The 20114-nt window shown below is 76.7% G+C and carries 19 protein-coding genes; 10 read left to right on the top strand and 9 right to left on the bottom strand.

The features are described 5' to 3' along the window. Nucleotides 1-18: 18 nt before the first annotated feature. Together BMY88_RS17950 and BMY88_RS17945 are read right to left on the bottom strand one after the other, a co-directional pair. Nucleotides 19-738 (bottom strand): hypothetical protein, encoded by a 720-nt coding sequence (locus BMY88_RS17950; RefSeq protein ID WP_091946686.1) that lies wholly within the window; start codon nucleotides 736-738, stop codon nucleotides 19-21. Nucleotides 739-773: 35 nt separating this feature from the next. Continuing rightward, nucleotides 774-1445, bottom strand: coding sequence for a hypothetical protein (locus BMY88_RS17945; RefSeq protein ID WP_091946684.1), 672 nt, complete (start codon nucleotides 1443-1445; stop codon nucleotides 774-776). A gap of 205 nt (nucleotides 1446-1650) precedes the next feature. Here BMY88_RS17945 and BMY88_RS17940 point away from each other — a divergent pair, with 205 nt between their 5' ends. Together BMY88_RS17940 and BMY88_RS17935 are read left to right on the top strand one after the other, a co-directional pair. Continuing rightward, on the top strand, nucleotides 1651-3756 hold the full coding sequence (locus tag BMY88_RS17940; RefSeq protein WP_091946681.1) for a sensor histidine kinase: 2106 nt from the start codon (nucleotides 1651-1653) through the stop codon (nucleotides 3754-3756). Continuing rightward, nucleotides 3753-4442, top strand: coding sequence for a response regulator (locus BMY88_RS17935; protein WP_091946678.1), 690 nt, complete (start codon nucleotides 3753-3755; stop codon nucleotides 4440-4442). Before BMY88_RS17940 ends, BMY88_RS17935 begins: the two co-directional genes overlap by 4 nt. Before the next feature lie 104 nt (nucleotides 4443-4546). Here BMY88_RS17935 and BMY88_RS17930 read toward each other — a convergent pair whose 3' ends face one another. Beyond that, nucleotides 4547-4798, bottom strand: a complete 252-nt coding sequence (locus BMY88_RS17930; RefSeq protein WP_091946675.1) for a hypothetical protein — start codon at nucleotides 4796-4798, stop codon at nucleotides 4547-4549. A gap of 291 nt (nucleotides 4799-5089) precedes the next feature. Between BMY88_RS17930 and BMY88_RS17925 the strand changes: the two genes are divergently transcribed. From BMY88_RS17925 to BMY88_RS17910, 3 genes are all read left to right on the top strand, one after another. Continuing rightward, on the top strand, nucleotides 5090-6310 hold the full coding sequence (locus BMY88_RS17925) for an HNH endonuclease signature motif containing protein (protein WP_091946672.1): 1221 nt from the start codon (nucleotides 5090-5092) through the stop codon (nucleotides 6308-6310). An 86-nt stretch (nucleotides 6311-6396) separates the two neighbouring features. Next, the gene (locus BMY88_RS17915) at nucleotides 6397-7617 is read left to right on the top strand and encodes a hypothetical protein (RefSeq protein ID WP_139220511.1); all 1221 of its coding nucleotides are present in this window, start codon (nucleotides 6397-6399) and stop codon (nucleotides 7615-7617) included. Then, the gene (locus BMY88_RS17910; RefSeq protein ID WP_091946664.1) at nucleotides 7617-8723 is read left to right on the top strand and encodes a hypothetical protein; all 1107 of its coding nucleotides are present in this window, start codon (nucleotides 7617-7619) and stop codon (nucleotides 8721-8723) included. The genes BMY88_RS17915 and BMY88_RS17910 overlap by 1 nt, the downstream gene beginning before the upstream one ends. A gap of 201 nt (nucleotides 8724-8924) precedes the next feature. On the opposite strand, the gene BMY88_RS17905 is transcribed toward BMY88_RS17910, so the two are convergent. Beyond that, entirely contained in the window at nucleotides 8925-9569 is a 645-nt protein-coding gene (locus BMY88_RS17905; RefSeq protein ID WP_091946661.1) for a hypothetical protein, read from the bottom strand. Nucleotides 9570-9675: 106 nt separating this feature from the next. Between BMY88_RS17905 and BMY88_RS17900 the strand changes: the two genes are divergently transcribed. Further along, nucleotides 9676-10518 (top strand): DUF1206 domain-containing protein, encoded by an 843-nt coding sequence (locus tag BMY88_RS17900; RefSeq protein WP_091946658.1) that lies wholly within the window; start codon nucleotides 9676-9678, stop codon nucleotides 10516-10518. A 6-nt stretch (nucleotides 10519-10524) separates the two neighbouring features. Continuing rightward, the gene (locus BMY88_RS17895; RefSeq protein WP_091946655.1) at nucleotides 10525-11391 is read left to right on the top strand and encodes a DUF1206 domain-containing protein; all 867 of its coding nucleotides are present in this window, start codon (nucleotides 10525-10527) and stop codon (nucleotides 11389-11391) included. Here the strand turns inward: BMY88_RS17895 and BMY88_RS17890 are convergent. The 3 genes from BMY88_RS17890 to BMY88_RS17880 form a co-directional block, all read right to left on the bottom strand. Next, complete coding sequence (locus BMY88_RS17890; RefSeq protein ID WP_244524771.1) at nucleotides 11388-12146, bottom strand: SDR family oxidoreductase; 759 nt, start codon at nucleotides 12144-12146, stop codon at nucleotides 11388-11390. The two genes, BMY88_RS17895 and BMY88_RS17890, sit on opposite strands and share 4 nt — an antisense overlap. A 115-nt stretch (nucleotides 12147-12261) precedes the next feature. Next, complete coding sequence (locus tag BMY88_RS17885; RefSeq protein ID WP_091946650.1) at nucleotides 12262-13473, bottom strand: acetyl-CoA C-acetyltransferase; 1212 nt, start codon at nucleotides 13471-13473, stop codon at nucleotides 12262-12264. A gap of 125 nt (nucleotides 13474-13598) precedes the next feature. Beyond that, a complete protein-coding gene (locus BMY88_RS17880; protein WP_244524770.1) occupies nucleotides 13599-13925 on the bottom strand; it encodes an STAS domain-containing protein in 327 nt (108 codons plus the stop codon). A gap of 248 nt (nucleotides 13926-14173) precedes the next feature. On the opposite strand from BMY88_RS17880, the gene BMY88_RS17875 reads away from it, so the two are divergent. Continuing rightward, nucleotides 14174-14482, top strand: a complete 309-nt coding sequence (locus tag BMY88_RS17875; protein ID WP_139220510.1) for a hypothetical protein — start codon at nucleotides 14174-14176, stop codon at nucleotides 14480-14482. 211 nt (nucleotides 14483-14693) lie between these two features. Further along, a complete protein-coding gene (locus BMY88_RS17870; RefSeq protein WP_091946644.1) occupies nucleotides 14694-15059 on the top strand; it encodes a hypothetical protein in 366 nt (121 codons plus the stop codon). 15 nt (nucleotides 15060-15074) lie between these two features. Here the strand turns inward: BMY88_RS17870 and BMY88_RS17865 are convergent, their stop codons facing one another. Next, nucleotides 15075-18140, bottom strand: a complete 3066-nt coding sequence (locus BMY88_RS17865; protein ID WP_244524769.1) for a sacsin N-terminal ATP-binding-like domain-containing protein — start codon at nucleotides 18138-18140, stop codon at nucleotides 15075-15077. Between the two features lie 118 nt (nucleotides 18141-18258). Between BMY88_RS17865 and ppk2 the strand changes: the two genes are divergently transcribed. Beyond that, nucleotides 18259-19227 (top strand): polyphosphate kinase 2, encoded by a 969-nt coding sequence (gene ppk2 / locus BMY88_RS17860; protein ID WP_244524768.1) that lies wholly within the window; start codon nucleotides 18259-18261, stop codon nucleotides 19225-19227. On the opposite strand, the gene BMY88_RS17855 is transcribed toward ppk2, so the two are convergent. Then, nucleotides 19228-20088 carry a mycofactocin-coupled SDR family oxidoreductase gene (locus tag BMY88_RS17855; RefSeq protein ID WP_091946642.1) on the bottom strand — a complete coding sequence of 287 codons (861 nt, stop codon included), beginning with the start codon at nucleotides 20086-20088 and terminating at the stop codon, nucleotides 19228-19230. Nucleotides 20089-20114 lie beyond the last annotated feature (26 nt).

Here is a 20114-nt window from a genome sequence, read left to right as displayed (position 1 = left end):
CCTCTCAGGCGGCGGCCCTCAGGCGGCGGCCCAGGTCTCGTCGCGCATCCGCAGCACGACGACGCCGCACCACGCCAGCGCGACCGCGACCAGCGCCGTCGTCGCCGTCGGCAGCCAGGTGCCGCCGGCGAACCCGGCGAAGCCCACCCAGCCCGCGATGCCCAGGACCATCGGCGCCACCGGGATCGCCCTCGCCCGCCACGCGACGAACAGCGCGACGCAGGTGCCGAGCACCACGCCGAGCACGGCCGGCAGCGTGATCAGCGAGGACTGCACGTAGCCCTCGCTGACCTCGTACAGCCGCAACGCCTCGTCGCGAGGCAGTTCGGTGGCGAGGGCGACGGCGTAGAAGTCGATCGCGACGATGCCGGAGAGCCCGGCGCCGAGCCCGGCCAGCACCATCGCCGTGGTCGCCGTCCGCGGCATCCGGCGGCGGCCCAGGCGGATCAGGGTGAGCGCCGCCGGCAGGAGCAGCAGGTAGCCGTAGTGCAGCACCACGGCCGCCCACAGCACGTTGCCGGTGTGGTCGATGCCGGTCTGCAGGTACGCCTCGTCGGTCGAACTCTCGTACGGGATCATCGCCAGGCTCGCGCACACCAGGGTGCCGGACGCCAGCAGCGACAGGCCGCCGCCGATGCGACGGAACCGGTTGCCGGACGGCAGGTCGCGGGGCGGGGCGCCTGCGGTGGGCAGGCCTCCGGCGGGGTGGACGGCGGGGTGGTCGACGGGTGCGGACATGCGGGTTCCTCTCGGGGTGGGGGTGGGGCGGTTCTTCACATGCGGTCCCAGACGTCGTCGCGCATGCGGAGCACGATCGCGCCGGCCCAGGCCAGGGCGACGGCGACGAGGGCCGTGCCGATCGAGGGCAGCCAGGCGTCGCCGTCGACGACGAGGACGACGCCCCAGCCCACGGCGCCGAGCACCACCGGGTACACCGGGACGGCCCGGGCCCACCAGGCGGCGGCCAGCGCCAGGGTGGTCCCGAGCGCCAGGCCGAGGATCGACGGCACGGCGATCAGCGCGGCCTGCCCGTGGCCGCCGGCGACCTCGAACACGTGCAGCGCCCGGTCGGGGGGCAGTTCGGTGGCCAGCGCCACGTCGTAGAGGTCGACGGCGGCCAGGCCGGAGAGCCCGGCGCCCAGCCCGGTCAGCACCATCGCGGCCAGCGCGATCCGCCGGGCGCGGCGGCGGGCGAGGTGCACGAGCGTGAGCGCCGCCGGCAGGAGCAGCAGGTAGCCGTAGTGCGCCACCACGGCGGCCCACAGGACGTCCGCGGTGTGGTCGGCGCCTGTCTGCAGGTACTCGGCGTCGGTCCGGTTCCCGTACGGGATCATCGCCAGGCTCGCACAGACCAGCGCGCCCGAGGCGATGAGCGACACCGCGCCCCCGATCCGGCGGAAGCGCGTGCCGGGAGCGGGCGCGCGGGCCGGTGCCGGGACGGTCATGACGGTCTCCTGGGGGAGGGATCGGGCGATCCGGGGACGGCGGAACCCTCGGGCGCCCCGTGTCCCGGCTCCCAGGGCCGCGCGTCCCGAGGTCCCGGGCGCGGCCACGGCGGGTCCCCGGCCCCGGTCCGGCGGCGCCGGATCCCCACCCGGAGGGGTGCGAGTCCCTGCCGTCCGGGACACCCCGCCCGGCAGGATGTCGCCCGTGCCGGGACCGTCCGCCGTCCGCACCCCCGCCGTCGGCGTCCGCGCCTGGCTGCCGGGGGTCCTCGCGCTGACCGGGGTCGCCTGCACCGCGGTCGCGGTGGCGCTGGGCACCTGGTTCGACGGCACCCCGGTCTACGGCTCCGACGCCGTGATGGGCCTGCTGTACCCGCCGGTGGCCGCCCTGGTGCTGCGCCGCGAGCCCGGCACCCGGATCGGCCGGCTGCTGCTGACGACGGCGGTCTTCGGCCCCTACCTGCTGGCCGGGCAGTACGTGCAGGGCCCGGTGCTGGAGCACGGCTGGTCCGGACCGCTGGGCGGCTTCGCCGTCTGGCTCACCGCGTGGGGGTTCACGCCCTACTTCGTCGTCCTCGCCCTGGTCCCGCTGTTCTTCCCCACCGGCACGCTGCCCTCGCCCCGGTGGCGGCCGTTCGCGCGCGTGCTCGTCGCGGCGGTCGCCGTCACCGTGCTGGCCACGATGGTCCGCCGCTACTCCGACTTCACCGACGCCGTGACCAACCCGCTGTCGGTCACCTCGGGCGACCTGCCCGAGCACGTGCTGCGGCTGGGTTCCCAGCTGACGTTCCTCGTCGGGGCGCCGGCCGGGGTGGCGGCGCTCGTGCTGCGCATGCGCCGCGCGCGCGGCATGGAGCGCACCCAGCTGCAGTGGCTGACCCTCGGCGTGACCGTCCTCGTGCTGTGCACGCTGGGCTCCTTCGCGCTGGACGCCACCCCGGCCTCCGACGCGGTCTTCGCGCTCGGCTTCGCCGCGGTCCCGGTGAGCGTCGCGATCGCCGTCCTGCGGCACGGGCTGTTCGACGTCGGGCTCGTGGTCAGCCGGGCGCTGGTGTTCACGGTCCTGTCGGTGCTGCTGCTGGTGGCCTACGTCGGCTTCGTCGCGCTGGTCGGCGAGATCAGCGCCGGCGAGCGGCGGATCGCCGTCGCCGCCGCCGCGATCGCCGCCCTCGCGGCGGCCGCCGGCTGGGAGCGGGCCCAGCGCGGGGTCGACCGGCTGCTGTACGGCGAGCGCCGCGATCCGCTGGCCGTCGCCACGCGCGTCGGCAGCTCGCTGGACCTGGCCGGCGGCCCGGTCGACGCCCTGCAGGCGCTGGTCGACGAGGTGGCCCGGGCGCTGCGGCTGCCGCGGGTGTCCGTCGTCCCGGCCGATCCCCGGCTGGCGGCGGTCACCTCGGCGGGCGCGGCGCCCGAGATGGACGTCGAGGTGTTCGGCCTGACCGCGCTCGGCACCCGCGTCGGCGAGCTGCGGATCTGCCACCGGTCCCCCGGCGAGCGCTGGCGGCGCACCGAGCGGGCCGCGTTCGACGACGTCGCCCGCCGCGCCGCCGTCCTCGTGTGGGCCGCGGAGCTGGTCGACGACCTGCAGGTCAGCCGCGAGCGGATCGTCGCCGGCCGCGAGGAGGAGCGCCGCCGGCTGCGGCACGACCTGCACGACGGGGTCGGCCCGGAGCTCGCCGGCATGGCGCTGCAGCTGGAGCGGCTGGCGGGCAAGCTCGCCGGCGGGAGCGCCGGCGGGCCCGCCGACTCCGCCGTCCATGGCGACCGCCGCGACCACGGCGACCTCGGCGACCTCGCGGCCCTGGCCGGCCGGCTGCGCGACCAGATGCGGCGCACCGTCGCCGCCGTCCGCCGCGCCGTCGACGACCTGCGGCCGCCCGCGCTGGACGAACTGGGCCTGGTCGGCGCGCTGCGCGAGCACGTGGCCGCCTACCGGATGACGGTCGCGGCCGGCGGGCCCGGGCGCCCGGGGGACGACGGCGGTGCCACCGTCACCGTGGTCGCCCCGGACCTCCCGCCGCTGCGGGCCGCCGTCGAGGTGGCCGCCTACCGGATCGCCACCGAGGCGGTCGCCAACGCCGTCCGCCACGCGGGGGCCACGACCTGCTGGGTGCGCCTGGCCGTCACCGGCGACGCGCTGCTCGTCGAGATCACCGACGACGGCCTCGGCATCGACCCGGGCGCGGTGTCCGGCGTCGGCTCCACCAGCATGCGCGAGCGGGCCGCCGAGCTGGGCGGTTCCCTCGAGATCGACTCCGCACCCGGCGAAGGGACCACCGTGCGCACCCGACTCCCCCTGGCCACCTCGTGACCGCCGCCCCGCAGCCCGGGGTCGAGGTCGAGGTCGTCCGGGTCGTCGTCGTCGACGACCACCCCGTCTACCGGGACGGCGTCGCGGACGCCCTCGGCGACGAGGCGGACCTGGAGGTGGTCGGGACCGCCGCCGACGGCGAGGCCGCCGTCGGCGCGGTCGACGCGCTGCGCCCCGACGTCGTCCTCATGGACCTGCGGATGCCGGGCACCGGCGGCGTCCCGGCGACCGCGCGGATCGCGGCGGCCCACCCCGGGACGGCGGTGGTCGTGCTGACCATGAGCGACGACGACGACTCGGTGTTCGCCGCCCTCCGCGCCGGGGCGCGCGGATACCTGCTCAAGGAGTCCGAGGCCGCCGACATCGCCCGGGCGGTGCGCGCGGCTGCTCGGTCGGAGGCGGTGTTCGGCCCGCGGATCGCCGACCGGGTGCTGGCCTTCTTCGCGTCCTCGCGGGCCCGCTCGACCGCGGTGCCCTTTCCGGAGCTCACCGACCGCGAGCGCGAGGTGCTCGACCTGGTCGCGCACGGGCTGCCGAACGCCGCGATCGCCGCCCGGCTGTTCCTGTCGGAGAAGACGGTGCGCAACCGGGTCTCCGACGTCCTCGCCAAGCTGCACGCGGCCAGCCGCGCGGAGGCCGTGGCTTTGGCCCGGGACGCCGGGCTGGGACCCACTCCCGGCGGCTGAGACCGGGGGCGGTCTCGGCTGCTCGGTCGGCCGAGCCGCGACTGGTAGGTCGGCCGAGTCGCGGCTGCCCCGTCAGCCGAGCCGGGGCCGGCGTGGCGGCTCGGTCAGCCGAGCCGCGGCGGGCGCTGCTGGGCGGCTGCAGGCCGCGCGGCGGGTCGGCGCGCGGCGGGCCTGCGGTGGCCGGCGTTCCACTCGACGACGCCGACCGCGGCGACGACGAGCAGCAGCCCGGCCGCGCCCCAGAAGGTCAGCGAGACGCCGGCGGTCGTCGCCTGCTCGGTCTCCGCCCGCACCAGGCCGGCGAAGAGCACGAGCAGCGATACCAGTGCGCCCATCGGTGCGAGCCACCGTGCCATCCCGTCACCTCCAGCGTCGGACTCCGCCCACGGTCCCCCACGCCGGCCGCCGCGCCAAACCGATCTCGCGCCTCCCGGCGTCGCCCTTGCTGACGGTGAGCGGGCGGGTACGCAGGGGCGGACGCTCGCAGGCGGCTCCCCCGATTTGATACGCCTGGTGGATCGGCCATCGCGTCCTGACAAGGGGTTCGCCGAATCTGTGGATAGCGGGCCTGACCTGCATATTCGCGTTGATCCTGGGCTTTCCAACCGCTAGAATCGAACACACATTCGAAGCAGTGGGGAGGTGTCGTGGGCGAGCTGCGGTCGGCGCTGGACGCCCTCGCTGCCCTGGACCTGGACGAGCTGCCCGACGGCGTGCTGCTGGAGCACACCCGTGAGCTGGTGACGGCTTCGCATCGGATCGCCGCCGCGCTGACCCGGGTGGCGCGGCGGGTGGACGTCCGGGGTGCGGCGGAGGTCGACGGAGCGAAGAACGCCACGCTGTGGCTGCGCGGGCACGCCCGCGTCTCCGGCGCCTCCGCGTCCCGGGTCGTGGCCCAGGGCCGGGTGCTGGAACTACTGCCGGCCACCGCCCGGGCGTTCACCGACGGCGTGCTAGGCGCCGACCAGGTCACGGTGATCGCGAAGATCGCCACCCCGGTCCACCTCGACCTGGCCGCGACCCAGGGCATCGACGTCGCCGCCGTCGAGGCCGCACTCGTACAGCTGGCCGGCCGCGGCACCCACCGCGACCTGGAACTCGCGGTCGCCGACTACCTGGCCAAGCTCGACCCCGACGGACCCGAACCCGACCCCACCGAAGAACGCTCGGTGACCCTGGTCCAGCATCCCGACGGAACCTGGACCATCCGCGGCGAACTGGATGCCGTCGGCGGGCAGAAGGTCGCCACCGCCCTGGAAGCCATCGCCGCCGCGAGCCGCTGCGCCGACGACCAGCGCACCCGGTCCCAGCGCACCGGCGACGCCCTCGTCCAACTCGCCGATCTCGCCCTCGCCTCCGGCCGGCTGCCCGTGCTGCGCACCGTCAAGCCGCACGTCATCGCCACCATCGGTGTCGAGGACCTGATCGACCCCGCCACCGGCCCGGGCGCGGCGACCACCGGCACCGGCACCCGCCTGTCCGCCGCCCGGGCCCGCTGGCTGGCCTGCGACGCCACCCTCACCCGGCTCCTGCTCGACCCCGACGGACTACCGCTGAACGTCGGCCGCGAGCAGCGCGTCGTCCCACCGCACATCCGCAAGGCCGTCGAACACCGCGACCAGCACTGCGTGTTCGCCGGCTGCGAAGCACCCCGCTGGTTCTGCGATGTCCACCACCTCGAAGAGTGGACGATCCACCAGGGCGACACCTCGGTCGAGAACTCCGCGCTGCTGTGCGAGCGGCACCACGCCAAGGTGCATCACGGCTTCCGCGTCGACCGCGACGACACCGCACCACCCGGAGCCCGATGGCGCACCTACCGCCCCGACGGCACCCAGATCCTCACCCGCGCCCCCGCCCACGCCTGATCTCCCACAGACCCCACCCCGGACGGGTGAACGGGCCGCAAGTGCCCCGCCAGCACGCCCCAAGCGCCGCCGCCGAGGGTGGTGGCATGAGATCGAGTCCCCTGGCCGCGGGAGGCGCGCTGGCCGCCGCACTCGTGCTGGCCGCCTGCACGTCGAGCGTGAGCGGCACCGCCTCCGCCCCGAGCACCTCCTCCCCGGGCACCTCGGCGTCCACCCCCACCGACCCACCCGCTCCCCCGGACGGCGGCGGGGTCCCGGACGTGCGCGTCGGCGCCGTCCCCCTGCCCGGGAACGGCACGGACGACGGCGGCGCGGCGCTGCTGGCCGCGGACGGCGACGGCGACGTCGTGGCCTTCCTGCGTGAGCTCTCCGCCGAGGGCGGCGACCTGTCCACCGTGCTCACCCTCGGCCGGCTCACCCCCGACGGCCCGGGCAGCGATCCGGACGAGGCCTCCGTGCTCACCGAGGACGAGGTGCCGGCGGTCGACGACCCTGTCCTGGTCGCCGTCGACCCGCGGACCGGCGGCATCCTCGTCGCCGGCCTGATCGGCGAACCCGGCGACGACGTCCGGTTCGGGGTCCTGTCCCTGACCGACCGCGCCACCGGCGTGCTCATCGACGCACCGGCGCTGACCGCGTCCGAGACCGTGGCCGCCGCCCTCTCCCCGGACGGCGGCACGCTGTACCTGCTGACCGGCGCCCCGGACGCGGCGCCCGTGCTGCTCGCCGTCGACCCGACCGACGGCGCCGTGCTCGCCTCGGTCGAGGTGGCCGCGCCCGGCACGAGCACCCCGCAGGCCCTGGCCGCCGCCGGCGACGAGGTGGTCGCCGTCCTCGACGCCGGCAACGGCACCCCCTCCGCGGTCCTCGCCCGCTGGGACGCGGACCTCAGCCCCCTCGGCACCGTGGCGCTCGCCTCGGACGCCGCCACCAGCAGCGCCGTCGACGTGACCCTCCGCCCCGACGGCACCGCGGTCGCGGTCCTCACCACGGGCACCGGCGCCGAGCCGGCGCTGCGCCTGGTCACCGTCGACGGCGACGACGTCACCGCGCTGGAACTCCCCGGCACCTCGCCCACCGCCTTGGCGGCCTCCGGCGACCTCGCCGCCGTCGCCGTCCTCGACGGCCCGGCCGGCGCACCCACCCTGCTGGTGGTCGACCTGGCCTCCGGCGCCAGCACCGCCGTCGAGCTGTGCGGGGGCGGGACCACCGACGACGTCGTCCTCTCCGACGACGGCGCCACCGCGTGGGTGAGCGGCGTCTGCCACAACGAGGACCGCGACCCGACCGTCTGGGCGGTGGCCTGATGCGCGCCCGCCTGCTCGGCGTCCTGGCCGCCGCGACCGCCCTCGCGACGGCCGCCTGCACCACGTCGACCGGCGGCCAGGGCGGACCCGGCGGCCCCGCGACGCTCGAGCGCGCCGTCGCGCTCGCGGACGACGTCGAGGACGCGGACCTGGTGGCCGGGGTGACCGTGACCGCCGACGGCACCGCGCTGGTCTGGACCCTCGGCGCGGCCGGCCGCGCCGGAGTCACCGTGGTGGACCTCCCGGAGAACGGGAGCCCGGCCGTCGCCGGCGACACCGTCCGGCTGCAGGACGTCGAGCTCGACCTCGCCCTGACCGCGGGCGGGGAGACGCTCCTCGTCGGCCGGGTCGGCTCCCCCTACGACGGCCGGTACGCGGTGCTCGCCGTCGACCCCGCGAGCGGGGACGTCCTCGACACCCGCCCGGTCGCCGGCACGGAGGACGCCGGGCAGGTCGAGGCCGCGGCGCTGCCGGACGGGACGGTCGTCGTCGCCGGGGACCGCCCCGGCGGGCTGCCGTTCGTCCTGCTGGTCGCCCCGCTGGAGGGCCGCGTGATCTCCGCGGCGGCGATCGACGTGTCGGACGTGGCCGACGCGGCGGACCGCGTCCGGGTCGACGCCCTCACGGTCAGCCCCGACGGCACGACGATCGCGGTGACCCTCGCCGTCCGGGGGGAGGACGGGTCCGCGTGGACGCCCGCCGTGGCCGTGCTGGAGACCGACCCCTTCTCACCCGGGGACGTCGTCGCCCTCGACGGAGACGGGGTGTCCGCGCTGGCCGTCTCCGACGACGGGATCGCCTACGTCGCCACGGAGGGGACGACGGGGCTCGCGGCCGTGGACGCCGCCACCGGAACCGTCCGCGAGGTGCCGGGGGAACCCGGGCTCGGCGAGGTCACCGGGCTGGCCGTCGTGGGCGACGACGTCGTCGCCGTCGACCGCCGGCTCCGGGTCGTCCGGCTGGACCCCGCCGACGGCAGCGCCACCGCGGTCGCCGACCTGTGCGACGACACGGGCGCCGCCGCCGGCGTCGCCGTCGCACCGGACGGCTCCCTCGTCGTGGCCGCCAACTGCGCCGGCGCCGGGCTGTGGGTGCTGCCCGCCTGACGCCCCCGCCGGGTCAGGACGGCGCCCCGCGTCGGTGGCGCGCACCGCGACCCCTGGCCTCCGCGTCCTGCGGGTGGAGCCGCCCGTCCGCTCCCGCATCGAGCCGGCCTGGCGCGCGCGGGACACCGTCCCCGGCCGGCCGCGCGCCGGTGTCGGTCGCCCGCGCGCACGTCGACCGGGCGACCCGGGGCTGATCCGGCGTCAGCCCAGCGCGCCGCACCCGCCGCCTGAGCAGGCGCAGCCCGCACATCCGGCGGCTTGTGCCGGCGGCGCGGGTCGCGCCGCGGCGACGCGGAGGCCGGCCGACCCGGTCATCAGCACGATGCCGAGGACCCCGACGCCCAGCGCGGCCACCAGGGTGGCGCCGTCGCGCGCCCGGTCCCAGTCGGTGGCCAGCCCGGTGACGACCAGCAGCGCCGTCACCAGCACCGACCACACCAGCGCGACCAGCCCGCCGCGGCGGGCGACCCCGTCGCGGGAGACCAGGCGGAGGGAGGCGGCCAGCAGACCCAGCGGGGTGCCCACGAGCAGGACCCAGCCCGCGAGGGTGCCCGGGACGGCGGCCGCGGCGAGGGCGACGACGCCCGCGGCGGCCGTGCCCGCGCCGAGACCCCGCACCCGGCGGTCCAGCCCGTCGCTCCCCGCGCCCGCCACCAGCACCGCGCCGCGGACCGCGCCGAACAGGCCCAGCGCGCCGAGCAGCAGGCGGGCGCCACCGGCGTCCCAGAACGCCGAGACGACTGCGACGACCAGCAAGGCTCCACCCAGGGCCAGCCAGCGGGGCCACGCCCGCCGGGCCACCTCCGGGTCCGCCTGCACCGTCGTCGTCGCCGCTGTGCCCACCACGAGGCCAGTGTCCCTCACCCGGACGGGCGATCCGCCGCCGGGCGAGGTGATCTCCGTTGTGTCAGATTCGATCCGCACGGGGTCTGAGAACAGGAGTGTCGGAAAAATGGGCGTCGGGTCACCGATGAGCGCGGCCGACCGCGCGGGATCCAGCGACGGCCTGGAGAACCTGGCGCGGGTGGGCCTGCTCGCCTACGGCGTCGTCCACCTCGTCCTCGCCTGGCTGGCGCTGCAGCTGGCCTGGGGCGGCGGAGGGAGCTCGGAGTCACCGGACCAGTCCGGAGCACTGGCCACCCTCGCGGACTCACCCGTCGGCAAGCCGCTGCTGTGGGTGGTCGCGATCGGGATGATCGCACTGGCGGTGTGGCAGCTCGCCGAGGTGCTGCGCTGGCGATCGGGCTGGTCGGCCTCCGGCGACCGGCGGAAGAAGGCGGTGACCAAGTCGGTCAAGGCCGTCGTCAAGGCGGTCGTCTACGCGGCGCTCGCCGTCCTCGCGATCCGGACCGTCACCGGGTCGGGCGGCTCGGGCGGCCAGCAGGAGCAGCAGGCCACCGAGGGCGTCTTCGGCCTGCCGGCCGGGCGCTGGCTGGTCGGCCTGGCCGGTCTCGTACTGATCGGCGTCGGGCTCTACTACGTGCACAAGGGGGTCACGAAGCGCTTCCTCGAGCAGCTCGACCTCTCCTCGGCGGCGCCCGGCACGCGACGGCTGGTGGAGCGCGTGGGGCTCGTCGGCTTCCCGGCCAAGGGCATCGCCTTCACCGTGCTCGGCGGCATGCTCGTCTACGCGGCGGTGACCTTCGACCCGAACAAGGCGGCGGGGCTCGACGGCGCCATGCGCACCATCCTCGACGCCCCGTTCGGGCAGTTCCTGCTGACGCTGGTGGCCCTCGGCATCGCGGCGTACGGCGTGTTCTGCCTCATCCGGGCCCGCTACCCCGAGCGCACCTGAGCCCGGGTGACCGTCGCCCGCGCCCTCCTCGACCGCGTCGGCGGGATCGTCGAGCGCGCCCGCGAGGTCACCGACCACCCCGTGCTGCGCGCGCTGGCCCGCGCCGGCCTGGTCGCCTACGGGCTGCTGCACCTGCTCATCGCCTGGCTCGCGGTCCAGTTGGCCCGCGGGGTGGGCGCCGCCGACGCCGACCAGACCGGCGCGCTGCAGACGGTGGCCGACGGTCCCGGCGGCCGGCTCCTGCTCTGGGCGATCGGCCTGGGCCTGCTCTGCCTGGCCCTGTGGCAGGCCGGGGAGGTGCTGCTGTGGTGGCGCGGGCTGCTCGACGACCGGCACCGGCTGCGCACGGCGCTGGTCTGCGCCCGCTGCCTGGCCAAGGCCGTCGTCTACGCGGCGCTCGGCGTCACGGGCCTGCTCTTCGCCGCCGGCGCCGGGTACCAGGCCGACGAGCGCCTGCGCGAGCTCACCGACGACACGCTGGAGGTGCCCGGCGGCACCCTCGCCGTCCAGGCGGTGGCCGTCGCCGTCGTCGCGCTGGGCCTCTACACGCTGGCCCGCGGGGTGACCGGCGGGTTCATGCGCGACATCGACCTGCCGGCCGCGCCGGACCGGTGGGAGCCGGCCATCGAGGTGGCCGGCCGGGTCGGCTACCTCGCCAAGGGCGTGGCGTTCGCGCTGGTCGGCGTCCTGCTGTGGCGGGCGGCGCGCTCGGCGGACGTCTCGACCGCCACCGGCCTGGACGGCGCGATGACGGCGATGGCGCACACCGGCGCGGGCCCCTGGCTCCTCGCCGCGGTCGCGGCCGGGTTCGCGGCGTTCGGGCTGTACGCCCTGGCCCGCGCGCGCTATCCCGACCGCGACCCGTCGACCTAGGTCTTCGGGCCGCCGGCCACGTAGAGGACCTGGCCGGAGACGAAGCCCGCGCCCTCGCTCACGAAGAAGGAGACGGCGTGGGCGATGTCCTCGCCCCGCCCGACCCGCGCGACCGGGATCTGGGTCGCCCGCTCGGCGGCGTAGTCGTCCCAGCTGCGCCCGAGGCGCTCCGCGGTCGCCCGCGTCATCTCCGTCTCGATGAGGCCCGGGGCGATCGAGTTGGCGGTGACGCCGAACTTGCCGAGCTCGATGGCGATGGTCTTGGTGAAGCCCTGCAGCCCGGCCTTGGCCGCCGCGTAGTTGGCCTGCCCGCGGTTGCCCAGCGCCGAGGTCGACGACAGGTTCACGATCCGGCCCCACTTGGCGTCGATCATGTGCTTCTGCGCCGCCCGGGTCATGAGGAACGACCCCCGCAGGTGCACCGCCATGACGACGTCCCAGTCGGACTCGGTCATCTTGAACAGCAGGTTGTCGCGGGTGACACCGGCGTTGTTGACCAGCACCAGCGGCGGGCCGAGCTCGGCGGCGATCCGGTCGACGGCGGCGGCCACCTGGTCGGCGTCGCTCACGTCGGCGCCCACGGCCAGCGCCCGGCCACCGGCGGCCTCGATCGCCTCGACGGTGCTCTTGCCCGCCGCCTCCTCGAGGTCGACGACCGCGACGGCGAACCCGTCGGCGGCCAGGCGGACGGCGGTGGCGGCACCGATGCCGCGGGCGGCGCCGGTGACGATGGCGACGCGCGGGGACTCGCTCATGCGTGCTCCTTCTTCTGACATGGACGTCAGTTTCACATTGTGGGGACCGTGGGTCGACCCCGCTGCCGGGGCCCGCCCCGAGCGTGCCCGATGCGGGGGGCAGCGGGGCCCTGCGTCAGACGCGCTCGAACAGCGCGGCCAGGCCCTGGCCGCCGCCGATGCACATGGTCTCCAGGCCGTAGCGGGCCTCGCGGCGGGCCATCTCCCGGGTCAGCGTGGCCAGGATCCGGCCGCCGGTCGCGCCGACCGGGTGGCCCAGCGAGATGCCCGAGCCGTGCACGTTCATCCGGTCGAAGTCGCTCGGTGTGAAGCCCCACTCCCGGGTGCAGGCCAGCACCTGGCTGGCGAACGCCTCGTTGAGCTCGATCAGGTCGACGTCTGCCAGCTTCAGGTCGGCCTTGGCCAGCGCCTTCGCCGTGGCCGGGACCGGGCCGATGCCCATGGTCCGGGGAGGCACGCCGGCGACGGCCCAGGAGACCAGCCGGGCCAGCGGCCGCAGCCCCAGCTCGGCGGCCTTCTCCGGCGAGGTCACGATGCAGACGGCGGCGCCGTCGTTCTGCCCGCTGGCGTTGCCTGCGGTGACGGTGGCGTCCTCGTCGGACTTCCCCAGGATCGGGCGCAGCTTCGCCAGGGTCTCGACGCTGGCGTCGGGCCGGATGTGCTCGTCGCGGTCGACGACGGTGTCGCCCTTCCGGCCCTTCACCGTGACCGGCACGATCTCGTCGGCGAAGATCCCGGCCTCGACGGCGGCGGCGGCCTTCTGGTGGCTGCGGACGGCGAACTCGTCCTGCTCCTCGCGCGAGATCCTGTACTCGGCACGGAGGTTCTCCGCCGTCTCGATCATCCCGCCGGGCACGGGGAAGTTGTGGCCGCCCGCGGTGACCCGACCGCGCGCGAGCGCGTCCTGCAGCACGACGCCCGGGCCGGCCTTGACGCCCCAGCGCATGGCGGTGGAGTAGAAAGCCGCGTTGCTCATCGACTCCACGCCACCGGCGAGGACGACGTCCGCCGCGCCGGTCTGCACCGACATCGCCGCGTTGATCACCGCCTGCAGGCCCGAGCCGCAGCGCCGGTCGATCTGCAGGCCGCCGACGGTCACCGGCAGGCCGGCGTCCAGCGCCGCCACCCGGCCGACCGCGGGCGTGTCCATCGTCGGGTAGCAGTTGCCGAGCAGGACGTCGTCCACCGACTCCGGCGGAAGGCCGGTGCGCTCCATCAGGGCCCGGATCACCGTGCTGGCGAGGTCGGCCACACCGACGTCGCGCAAGGACCCGCCGAACCCTCCGACCGGGGTCCGCAGGGGCTCACAGATGACGGCTTCACGCACGGGGACCTCCTCGACGGCGGCGACGCGACCGTCGCCTGGACGGGCCGAGTGTCCTCCGGTCGCCTCCGGCGCGGCGAGGCGGGGCGGCGGGGAAGGGTGGCGGGGAGGGGCGGCGCCGGCCGGGGTCAGGCGGGAGAGCCGGCGCCGGGCTCGACGTACTCGACGCCCAGGACCGCCTCGAGGCCGGTGACCTGGATGGGGCGGAGCACGGCGCGGGTGCCCACGAGCACGCGCATCCGGATGCCCTGCTGCTCGGCCCGGCCGTGCGCGGTGACGAGGGCGTGCAGGCCCGCGGAGTCGAGGAAGGAGACCCCGGCGAGGTCGACGACCAGCTCGGCCGGACCGGTCGCGAGGACGGCGTCGATGCTCTCGGTCAGCCGGGGAGCGGTCGAGCAGTCGACCTCCCCGACGACGGAGACCCGACACCCGGCGGCGGCGCGCTCGGTGGTCACGAAGATGAGTTCGGGGGGCGGCGGGCCCGTCCAGGTTGCTGTCACGAGAGGCCTCTCGGGGGGCCCGTACGGAGGGCGACGCTGGGAGCGCAGCACGGCGAGGAGCACGGCGGAAGAACAGCGGCTGACTGTTGAACCGCGCGCGTCGCACGCTACGGACCCCGGGAAGCGCTGACAAGGGCCGCACCCCGTCGTTCACCCGACGGCGCCCCTCCGTTCGCCGTCGGGGCCGAGGGATACTGGTCGTCGTGCGCAGGAGACTGGCCCTCGGGGCCGTGGTGTGGGCCGTCGCCACGGCGGCGGCGTTCCTGCTCCTCGATCCGGTCGTCGGCGCCGCCGTCGCGATCTTCGGGGCCGCCTTCGTCGCCCTCGCCGTCGCCGCCACCGACTGGGACTCGCACTCCAGCTACGAGGAGCGGGAGATGCAGCGGGCGCAACGCCGCAAGGAGAAGTGGGCCGGCCGCGCCGACGAGCGCGCCCGCGACCGCGCCAAGTGGGAGGCCCACCAGGCGCGCCAGGCCCGGAAGGCCGGCAGCGCCGGCAGCGCCGGCGACTGAGGCTCCGGGCAGGGCCGCGGGCCCGGCCCGGTGATTCACTGGCGACGTCGCGCCGGGATCCCTACCGTCCTCGTCATGCGCCTCTGACGTCCCCAGCAGAGCCCCGCGGGTCGAGCCGAGCTCCCCGCCGTCGCGCCCCGGCGCGTCTCCCCCCTCCCCCTGTACGGCTGCCGGCTGCCCGGCGCACCGGCCCACCTCCCCGGAGGCCTCCTTGTCACGCCCACTCCACCCCCGCACCCCCGCGGCCGACGCCGCCCGCGACGCCCTCCCCGCCGCCGAGATCGCCGACTTCGACCGGCTCGCGCACGCGGTGCTGTCGGCGCCGTCGTCCGCCCTGGGACCGGTGCTCCGCGCGCAGCTCCCCGGCGGCGCCGGCGTCCGCTGGCTCGCCTCGGCCGGCCTGTCCCCCACCACCCGCGTCGGCGCGCTCGCCGCGGAGCAGTGGCTGTCGCTGTTCCGCTGCTGGCAGGCCACCGGGCGCGTGCCCTCCGGCGGGCCCGGCAGCACGCGTGGCGGCGGCCGGCCCTCGACGCACGGGCACGCGCCCGGCGCGCAGGCCATCCCCCGCTGGCAGTAGCAGCCCCGAGACCCGCTACTCCGACCTGCCCCACCCGCCCGTCGCCCCGTCGCCCCCTCCGGGGGGCGGCGGGGCGCTCGGGTCTCGGACCCCGTCCTCGGCGGCCAGTTCGTCGACGCGGTCGGGATGCGCGAACGCCTCGGCGAGCGCCTGCCGCAGCGGCCACGCGCCGGCGCGCCAGGCCAGGGTCCGGCCGAGGGCGCGCGGGCTGCCGTCGACCGCGTCGCGCTCCCCCGGCCACCACGCCACCGCCCGGCCGCCGGCGGTGAGCCGGTCGTGCACCGCCACCTCGCCGGTCAGCTCCGGCGCGCCGAGCCGCGCCGCCGCCTGCGCCGCCCCGGGCAGGTCGGCCCAGCGCACGACCCGGTCCGGGTGGCCGTCGACGGTCGCGACGACCTCCTCACCGGCCAGCGGCACGTCCAGCAGCTCCGCCACCGCGCCGGGCGCGCCCCCGCCCGGCACGACGGGGCCGTCGACCAGGGGGTACAGCCACGGCAGGTCGAGCACCACGACCCGCTCGCGCTCCGGGTCGACCACGCGGTCCGGCGCCACGCGCACCCGGGCCGGCGGCGGCACGTCGACCCCGTCCAGCGCCGCGGCCAGCCGGGCGTAGACGGTGCGGAGGACGTCAGGCCGCGCGCTGCGGGCGGGGTCCCCCAGGCGTTCCAGCAGGTCGATCGCGGCGTCGGGGTCGGCGAGCACGTCGGCGACCGTGGCCGGCAGGGCGAGGAGGTCCAGCACCTCGGGCGACGCCTGCGCCGGTTCGTACAGTCCCTGTAACTCGTGGCCGCCGGGTGCGCGCAGGCCGTCGGGGCGCCGGCCGTCCAGCACCGGATGGCTGCGCAGCCACCAGCGCAGGTACCCGGGGACGGCGGCGCTCCCCAGCTGCACGTCCGCCCGGGCGCGCGCCGGCAGGGCGGCCAGCAGGGGCAGCGCGCGGGGCCAGTCGGTGACCAGCTCGAGATCCCGGACGGCGGTCACGGCCGGCCACACCGGCGGCGGCGCCCCCGGCGGCAGCCGGTCCAGGACGGCGTCCGTCCAGGCGTCCGCCCCGTCGACGTCGAGGTCGTCGGGGTCCTCGGCCGTCACGACCGCGAAGGTGTCGAGCACGCCGACCGCGCGCAGGACGGCGGGGTCGTGCGCCGCCGCCGTCGCGGGGTCCAGCACGCCGAGGGCGCCGTCGGCGACGACCGCGGCCAGCGGCGAGCCCGGCAGCAGCAGCTCCCCGGCGGGGGCCCAGCCCCCCGCGGCGTCGGGGAGCGCGAGCTCGGCCAGCCACGGCAGGTCCCCCGGCGCCGGCGCCGCGGCGGCGACCAGCGCGAGCACCGCACGGGCCAGGGCCGCCACCTCCCCGCCCATCCGGGGGTCGTCCTCGAGATCGTCCACCGACGCCTCGACCGCGGCACGGACGGCGGGGTCGGCCAGCACCGAGGCGGCGGTGGCCGGCCGGGCACCCAGCCGCTCGAGCAGCCGCCGCGCCGCGGGCGGGGCGGTGACGTCGGGATCGGCCAGCCGCAACCGCAGCGGGCCGAGATCGGCAACGGGCAGCCCGGGCTCGGGCAGCAGCACCCCGGCCGGCCCCGGCGCGGTGCGGCCGCCGGCGAGCGGCACGGGCAGGGCGCCGAGCTCCTCCGCCGGGGAGCCCTCCAGCGCCGCGTACAGCCCGGCCCACCAGGACCCCGGCCGGTCGATCCCCGTCACCGCCTCGACCACCTCGGCCGTGCCCACCCGCCGGACCCCGAGCGCGGTCAGCGCCGGCGCCTGCGACCGGCGGGACCAGTCGTCGGGCAGCAGCCCGGGCACGACGTCGACCAGGGCGGCGACCCGCTCCGGGCTCGGCTCGGCGAGGACCGCGGCCCGGCCGGGGAACTGCCGCGTGCCGGGGCGTCCGGCGACCGGCAGCCATGCGGTGGCGCGCAGGCGGTCGAGCGCGGCGGTACCCAGGGCGGCGTCGAGCGCGGCGGCCGCGACCCCGACCCGGGGCACGAGGGCGAGCACGGCGGGGTCGTCGGCCGGCCCGGCCACCAGGTCGGCGATCAGGTCGGCGTACGCGACGGCCGCGACGTCCACGAGCGCGTCGGTGACCGGGCCGGGGAGCACGTGCCGCCGGTCGGGACCGAGCGGGAAGGGCGCCAGCAGGCGGGCCGGCAGGGACAGCGGCTCGTCACTCGGCGTCGGCGCGTGGACCGCCTGCGGCAGGGGCAGCGGCAGGGGGCGGCCGCCGTCGTCGTCCAGCGGAACGGCCCAGGTGACCGTGTAGGCGCGACGGGCCCGCTCCTCGACCGGCCGGTCGGTCACGAGGTGTTCGGGGAGCTCGCCCGACCGCTGCGCCAGTCGCCAGGTCGTCGTCCGGTCGCCGTCGGTGAGCCGGGCGGTCTCCCCCTCGCGGACGGCGCGCAGCACGCGAGCCGCACCGTCGACGACCACCTCGATCTCCGCGAGCCCGGGCAGCGCGAGCAGCAGGTCCGCGGTCAGCGCGCCCAGCGCGGCCCGCACCCCCGGCTCGGCGCCGGAGCGCAGCGGCAGCACCACCTCCGTCGCGTAGCCCTCCGGCGGCGTCCCGGTCGCGGGTTCGGGCAGCCGCAGCACCGGGACCCCGCCGTCGCGCCGGGCGAGCTCGCCGGCCAGCGCCGGGACGGCGGCGACCGCCGCGCGGGTGCGGGCGGCGGCGAACCGGACCCCGCCGGAGGTGGAGACGACGGCCGGCTCGTCGGACACCGCGAGCACCGCCGCGAAGCCGACCCCGAACCGGCCGACCCCGCCCGGCTCGTCGCGCTTGGCCGAGGCGCGGAGGGTCGCCAGGCCCTCGACCCCGTCGGCGTCCAGCGGCCGTCCGGTGTTGGCCGCGCGCAGGACCCCGGCGGCCAGCTCGAGGCGCAGCCGGCCGGGGGCGCCGGCCCGGAGCGCGGCGTCGGCGGCGTTCTGCGCCAGCTCGACCAGCACCCGGTCGCGGTAGCCCCCGCGGACCAGGTCCTCCTCCGCGTTGGCGTCCTCGCGGAACCGCGCCGGCGAACCCGTCCAGGCGGCGAGCACCCGCGCCCGCAGCGCGGCCGTGCCGAAGGGGTCGTCGACGGCAGGCACGGCGCCAGCATGTCAGCGCGCCCCGCCGCCGATCATCGGCGAGCGGCGCCCCCGACCGGCGTGTCCGGCAGCCACCTGCCGATGATCGACGGGGCCGGGACCGGGGTACGGGGCCGCCGTGACCGACGCCCTCGCCCCCGTCCCGCCGCTCAGCTCCGCCATCGACCTGTCGCAGTACCGGCTGCAGGCCCTGCCCGACGTCGACTCCGACGAGGACTGGGACGACGACGGCGAGCTCTACGGACCCGACGGGCGGCGGGTGGAGACCTGGCGGGAGAACTACCCCTACGACGAGCGGCTACCGCGCCCGGCGTACGAGCAGCAGAAGCGCCGGCTGCAGATCCAGCTGCTGCGCTTCCAGAACTGGGTGAAGGAGACCGGGCAGCAGGTCGTCGTCGTCTTCGAGGGCCGCGACGCCGCGGGCAAGGGCGGCACGATCAAGCGCTTCACCGAGCACCTCAACCCCCGCGGCGCCCGGGTGGTGGCCCTGGACAAGCCGTCGGAGCGCGAGCAGACGCAGTGGTACTTCCAGCGCTACGTCCAGCACCTGCCCGCCGCCGGCGAGATCGTGCTGTTCGACCGGTCCTGGTACAACCGCGCCGGCGTCGAGCGGGTCATGGGCTACGCCACCGAGGAGCAGTACCAGCGGTTCATGCGCCAGGCCCCGGACTTCGAGAAGATGCTCGTCGACAGCGGCATCTCCCTGGTGAAGTTCTGGTTCTCCGTCTCCCGGCGCGAGCAGCGCACCCGCTTCGTCGTCCGGCAACTGGACCCGGTGCGGCAGTGGAAGCTCTCCCCCACCGACCTGGCCTCGCTGGACCGCTGGGACGACTACACCGCCGCCAAGGAGGCCATGTTCGCCGCCACCGACACCCCGTGGGCGCCGTGGACGGTGATCAAGAGCAACGACAAGAAGCGGGCCCGGCTGGAGGCCATGCGGTACCTGCTGTGCCGCTCGCAGTACGACGACAAGGACCCCGAGGTCGTCGGCCGCCCGGACCCGGCCATCGTGGTCGCCGCCGCCGACGTCCTGGAGTCCGACCGGGAGTCGCTGGACCCCGAGCCGGCGGCGGCGAGCACGCGGTGATCAGCCGGGGGCGCCCGCCGTCGACATCCCCAGCAGCGCGCCGGCCTCGACCTTGAGCTGCAGGCCGGTGACGTAGCGGGAGGCGTCGGAGGCGAGGAACAGCACGGCCTCGCTGATGTCGTTCGCGTCCAGCGTGGTCACCGGCATGCGGTGCATCGACGCGAACCCGGGCTCGGCGTCGGCCCGCGTGGGGTTCTCCAGGTCGGGCCGGAACATCCGGTACATCATGTCGTTCTGCAGCATCGGGGTGTCGATGTTGCCCGGGTGGACGGCGTTCACCCGGATCGACTGGCCGGCGAGTTCCCCGGCCAGGTCGTGGACGAACCGGGCGACCTCGCGCTTGGCGAACGAGTAGCCCGCGCCGCCACCCCCGCCGGCGCCCACGCCCCCGGGCATCATCGCGGCCATCGAGCCGGTGCAGATGATCGAGGCGCCGGCCGAGAGGTGGCCGAACGCCGCCTCCACCGTGTTGATCACCCCGACCAGGTCCACCGAGACGGCGTCGAACCACGCGCGCGAACCGTGCTGGGCACCCAGGGGGCTGATCCCCGCGTTGGCGACCACGATGTCGAGCCGGCCGAGCTCGGCGACCCCGGCGTCGACCGCCTCGATCATCCGGCCGCGGTCCCGGACGTCGGCGATCCGGGTGACCACCCGCCGGTCGAGGGCCTCGACCTGCCGCGCGGTCTCGGCCAGGTCCTCCTCGGTGGCCATCGGGTAGTCGGTGGACCCGATCTGCGCGCAGATGTCGACGGCGATCACGTCGGCGCCCTCGCGCGCCAGCCGCAGCGCGTGGCTGCGGCCCTGCCCCCGCGCCGCCCCCGTGATGAACGCGACCTTGCCCTGCAGGCTGCCCGCCATGACCACTCCGCTCCGTTGCGATTTTC

It is taken from the genome of Trujillonella endophytica (genome assembly GCF_900110555.1).
GTDB classification, from domain to species: domain Bacteria; phylum Actinomycetota; class Actinomycetes; order Mycobacteriales; family Geodermatophilaceae; genus Trujillonella; species Trujillonella endophytica.
Note: the sequence above shows the minus strand (reverse complement) of the source record. Positions and strands in the feature narration are given on the sequence as shown.

Bases quoted from the DNA above. Each gene is read 5' to 3' on its own strand.
- BMY88_RS17950 (WP_091946686.1), bottom strand. From the start codon at position 738: ATGTCCGCACCCGTCGACCACCCCGCCGTCCACCCCGCCGGAGGCCTG.
- BMY88_RS17945 (WP_091946684.1), bottom strand. From the start codon at position 1,445: ATGACCGTCCCGGCACCGGCCCGCGCGCCCGCTCCCGGCACGCGCTTC.
- BMY88_RS17930 (WP_091946675.1), bottom strand. From the start codon at position 4,798: ATGGCACGGTGGCTCGCACCGATGGGCGCACTGGTATCGCTGCTCGTG.
- BMY88_RS17915 (WP_139220511.1), top strand. From the start codon at position 6,397: ATGAGATCGAGTCCCCTGGCCGCGGGAGGCGCGCTGGCCGCCGCACTC.
- BMY88_RS17910 (WP_091946664.1), top strand. From the start codon at position 7,617: ATGCGCGCCCGCCTGCTCGGCGTCCTGGCCGCCGCGACCGCCCTCGCG.
- BMY88_RS17900 (WP_091946658.1), top strand. From the start codon at position 9,676: ATGGGCGTCGGGTCACCGATGAGCGCGGCCGACCGCGCGGGATCCAGC.
- BMY88_RS17890 (WP_244524771.1), bottom strand. From the start codon at position 12,146: ATGAGCGAGTCCCCGCGCGTCGCCATCGTCACCGGCGCCGCCCGCGGC.
- BMY88_RS17855 (WP_091946642.1), bottom strand. From the start codon at position 20,088: ATGGCGGGCAGCCTGCAGGGCAAGGTCGCGTTCATCACGGGGGCGGCG.